The sequence below is a fragment of the Stenotrophomonas sp. P5_B8 genome (genome assembly GCF_054049855.1).
Genome location: NZ_JBFULO010000405.1, coordinates 1 through 3,390, shown reverse-complemented (window position 1 = coordinate 3,390; position 3,390 = coordinate 1). Strand labels below are relative to the sequence as shown.

Below are 3,390 nucleotides of genomic sequence, written 5' to 3'. Positions count from 1 at the left end.
CCGCCACATCATCGGACGGCTGGAATCGGTGGTGCAACGGCCGCTGGTGGATATCGCCCCGGTGTATCCGGCCAGCGATGAGAGTGCCGTGGCGGCGCCTGCCGCTGCGTCGGTGCCGGGTGGCGATGGGCAGCCGCTGGCGGAGGTCACGCCGCGCCGGCCGCGCCCGGTAGGGCTGCGGCTGGAGCAGACCCTGGGCAGCACGGCAACGCCGGCGCGCACGGTGTTCGGGCTGCGGCGGCAGTACGGGTGTTTCTGGATCACGTTGTAGCGGCGGTTGGCTGGGGTTGCCGGCCAGCGGCCGGCACTACCGGGTTGCGGGTTACAGGCGGCCGGCGGTCCGATCAGGCGGGCCACAGCGCCCGGATTGCAGCGATGCCCTGGGCGCCATGCCGGCGCGCCTCGCCGATGTCATCCGGATGCAGCCCACCCAGCGCGTACAGCGGCAGCGACACCTGTTCGCGCAGTCCTTCGAATGCCTCCCAGCCCAGCGCGCTCGCGCCGGGATGGCTGGGGGTGGCCTGGACCGGGCCGAGCACGGCGAAATCGCAGCCCAGCCGCTGCGCGGCCTGCAACTGCGCCAGATCGTGGCAGGACGCCGCCACCAGCTGTTCGGCTGGCAGCGGGCGCGCGTCCAGCTGCAGCAGCTGTTCGCCGCCCAGATGCACGCCAACGCCGAGCCGGCGGGCCAGTGCGATGTCACGGTTGAGCAGCCACTGCACGCGGCCGCGATGGGCCCCAATGGCCTGTTCGGCCAAGGCCACCCGTGCCGGGCTGGCGGGGGTGCGCAGCTGGATGCGGTTGGCACCGGCGGCCACCGCCTGCGCCAGGCACTGCTGCCAGGCCTGGTGGGCCTGGGCGTGGTCGGCCTCGGGTTCGGGGGTGATCAGGTAGCGGTCGGGGTGGCGCAGGGCGGCCACCACCGGCAGATCGGCCGGCGGCATCGAGTAGCGCGCCAGCTTGTCCGGGGCCACCCAGGTGATGGCCTGGCCTTCGCGGCCGCGCGGTGAGCCCTTCCAGCTGCTGATCCGGCGTACTTCCAGCCGCAGCCGCTTGTCCGGGTAGAGCTGCGGTACCTCCATGATCCACTCGCCGATCTCCGCCTCGATGCCCAGCTCTTCGCGCAGCTCGCGCACCAGCGCCTGCTCGGAGGTCTCGCCCGGCTCACGCTTGCCGCCGGGAAACTCCCAGAGGCCGGCCATGTCGCTGTTCTCGGTACGGCGGTTGAGCAGGATGCGGCCGCGGGCGTCGGTGATGACGCCGGCCACGACGTGGATCGATCGTTTGGGGGATGGCATGGGGTGAGCATGCCCAATGGCACCGGGGTGGTGCAATGCCGGCGTGCGCAACGCGGGGTCCAGCGCAGCGGGCGGGCGATCCGCCACAGCACGCCGGACGGGTCTTGCGGGGTTGCCAGACGAACGAAGGGCCCCTTGCGGGGCCCTTCGCGATCATGCATCAGGGCGCGGCGTCGGTCAGAACGACACGTTCCAGTTCAGCTGCGCGCCCAGCTCACGCTGGCCATCGCCCGCACGGCCCTGCGCGAACAGGGACAGACGGCTGTTGTCGGTGACATGCACCGATACACCCAGTTCGGCGATGCCCACATTGCGCGCCAGTGGCAGGCCGCTGACGGTGAAGCGGTCGCTGCCGGCGACGAAGCGGTGGCGCGAGTCGGCACGCAGTTCGCCACTGGCGTTCTGCCAGGCCAGCCCGGCCTCCAGGCGGGCAGCGTCGGTCTGGCCGCCGCTGATGTCCCACGAGGCGCGGATACCGGCCGTGGTGGTCCACACCTCGTCCTTGCTGGCATCGATCGCCAGCGCCGCACTGCCGCCGGTTTCCACGCCGGCTTCGGTCGACAGGCGGGTGTAGGCGATGGCGACGTACGGGGTCAGGGTGAGCGCGTCCAGTTCCATGTCCCAGCCGCCCTCGGCGAACACCGACACAGCGTGCGCGTTGTAGCTGCTGTTGAGCGCCTGTGCCCAGCTGGTGCCGGTACCCACCATGCGCCGGGTATCCAGGTCGTAGTCGGCATAGCTGGCACCACCGTTGATCCACAGTTCCTCACCGCGGAAGCCGGCGTACAGGCCGCCGTGCACGGCATCGACCTCGGTGTTGGCATGGCGGTCATCGATCTGCTGACGCAGCGACTCCGACCCTGCCGCCAAGCCGACCGTCCACGCGCCGCCGACGGTCCAGTCGACGCCGGCCATCAGGCCCTCGCGGTGCTGGCGGGTGCGCGCGGCGGAGCCGTCCGAATCCTGGCGGGTAGCGGTACCGGCACCTGCCACCCACGCCGACGGGCCCGACGCGGCCATGCTCGGATCCGGGCGCAGACGCTGGGCGATGCCTTCGCGCAGGAAACGGTCTTCCAGCAGCAGGGCGCGGCTGCTGGCGTGGAGTTCACCGGACAGGTCGTCGAACGCGTCGCGCGCGCCGGCTTCATCCAGCATCAGCAGGCCGTTGTACAGCGCCAGCGCCTGGCCGGACTGCTGCAGCGAATCCAGCGCCGCTGCGGTGGCGCGCTGGTTGCCGGTGGCCGCCACCGCGCCGAACACGATCGGCGGATTGCCGCCATTGCCAGGCGTGCCCGGATTGCCGGGATCCACCGGGGTCACCGGATCGACAGGATCGACGGGGTCCACCGGCGTACCCCCCGCATCCTTGACCGCGATGGTCAGCTGCACCTGGTTGTCGGTGTAGGCCAGGGTCGGGGCCAGGAAGGCCGACTTGGACACCACCTCGTCGAACGCGCCCTGCACGCCTTCCGCCGCATCGAGGATCGTGTAGGTCTGGCCGTTCTGGTAGCTCACCGCCGGGTCCAGGCCGGTGATGCGCACGCTGGCGTCAGCGGTGTTGAGCAGGTTCGAGCCACGGCCCAGGTAGGCCTTGCCGGTGACGGTGAGGCGATCGCTCTGACCGTTGCCGAGCACGTCCACGTCGAAGAACGAAGGACCGCTGATCGCACCGCCGGGGGCGCCGTTGGCACTCAGGTACAGATCGCCGTCGATGGTCATCGCGCCGATGCCGTTGTGGCCCGGCGACAGCGTGCCGCCGTTGTATACGTAGGTTTCGCCAACGGTGGCGTTGCCCGCAAGGGTGCCCTGCCCGCTCACCGTCACCGCCGAGCTGCGCACGGTCTCGGTGCTGCTGCCGTAGTCGATCTGCTGCTGGAAGCCGGCGCTGCCGTTGAGCACCAGGGTGCCGCCGGAGACGTCGATCTGCTGCATGAAGGCCTGGCTGCTACCGACGTATCCCTGGCCGGTGTACGTGTCCGAATCGATCTGCAGCGCACCGCCCGTCACCTTGATGTCGCCGCCGAAACCGGTCAGATCGCCATTCAACGTGGTGCTGCCGGCGATCTGGGTCACTGCCCCGCCGGTGTAATTG

General features: G+C 70.6%; 2 protein-coding genes and 1 pseudogene. 1 reads left to right on the top strand and 2 read right to left on the bottom strand.

Translation table 11 applies throughout. The annotated features are described in order from the left end of the window. Positions 1 to 271: pseudogene (locus ACXJKH_RS17150) on the top strand (hypothetical protein); the annotation flags it as partial. A 73-nt stretch (positions 272 to 344) separates the two neighbouring features. On the opposite strand, the gene ACXJKH_RS17145 reads toward ACXJKH_RS17150, so the two are convergent. Together ACXJKH_RS17145 and ACXJKH_RS17140 are read right to left on the bottom strand one after the other, a co-directional pair. Beyond that, positions 345 to 1,298 carry a Nudix family hydrolase gene (locus ACXJKH_RS17145; protein WP_457321127.1) on the bottom strand — a complete coding sequence of 318 codons (954 nt, stop codon included), beginning with the start codon at positions 1,296 to 1,298 and terminating at the stop codon, positions 345 to 347. Positions 1,299 to 1,475: 177 nt separating this feature from the next. Further along, positions 1,476 to 3,390 (bottom strand): autotransporter outer membrane beta-barrel domain-containing protein (locus ACXJKH_RS17140; protein WP_457321125.1); only part of this gene is annotated, 1,915 nt, incomplete at its 5' end.